The organism is Cellulomonas fimi (assembly GCF_028527925.1).
Classification (GTDB): Bacteria; Actinomycetota; Actinomycetes; order Actinomycetales; family Cellulomonadaceae; genus Cellulomonas; species Cellulomonas fimi_C.
Window position 1 is genome coordinate 1 of the sequence record NZ_JAPESW010000165.1, and the last position, 569, is coordinate 569.

General features: G+C 62.7%; 2 protein-coding genes. Both read right to left on the minus strand.

The annotated features are described in order from the left end of the window. A partial coding sequence (locus OMK64_RS21485; protein ID WP_272730157.1) for a DNA polymerase III subunit delta occupies positions 1-318 on the minus strand: 318 nt, incomplete at its 3' end. 39 nt (positions 319-357) lie between these two features. Next, positions 358-569, minus strand: a 212-nt coding sequence (locus tag OMK64_RS21490; RefSeq protein WP_272730158.1) for a hypothetical protein, incomplete at its 5' end; no start/stop codon positions are given.

Here is a 569-nt window from a genome sequence, read left to right on the forward strand (position 1 = left end):
GTCTTCGGCCGGTCGCGAGCAGTACTCCATCAGGGCGGCGGCACCTTTGTCGCCCGGCTTGCCCGAAGGCAGGCGCAGCTCCAGCAAGCGTTTCTCGGCAAACAGCGACATGCTCGCGCCAGCTTGCAGCAGCGTGCCCCAGTCGAAGCTGGCGTCGGCGCTGAAGACCTGGCGTTCGTCGAAGCCTTGCTGACGTGCAGCCGTGCGGATGGCGTCGGCGGCTTCCTGGCACAGCAGCGGGTCATCACCGCTGACGATGTAGACAGGCGCAAGGCCACCTTGCAGGTGTTTGGCGAGTTGGGCGGGAGCAAGTTTCATAGGCAGGGCGAACGGGGCGCTTGGGGCGCCCCGTCTGGCTTACTCGACAGGAACTTCAACAGGCGATTGTTTCGGTGTGTTGTCTTCGTACTCTTTGGCGGCTTTCAGCGCGTCAGCATCGGCCTTGGCCTTGTTGTCAGCTTGTTGCTGCAGGGCTTCCAATTGCACCGGCGTCAGCAGTTGCAGACGCAGGATCATGCGCTGAACCAGCTCGCGACGCATTTCCTTGCGCACCTGCACGATTTCCGAGT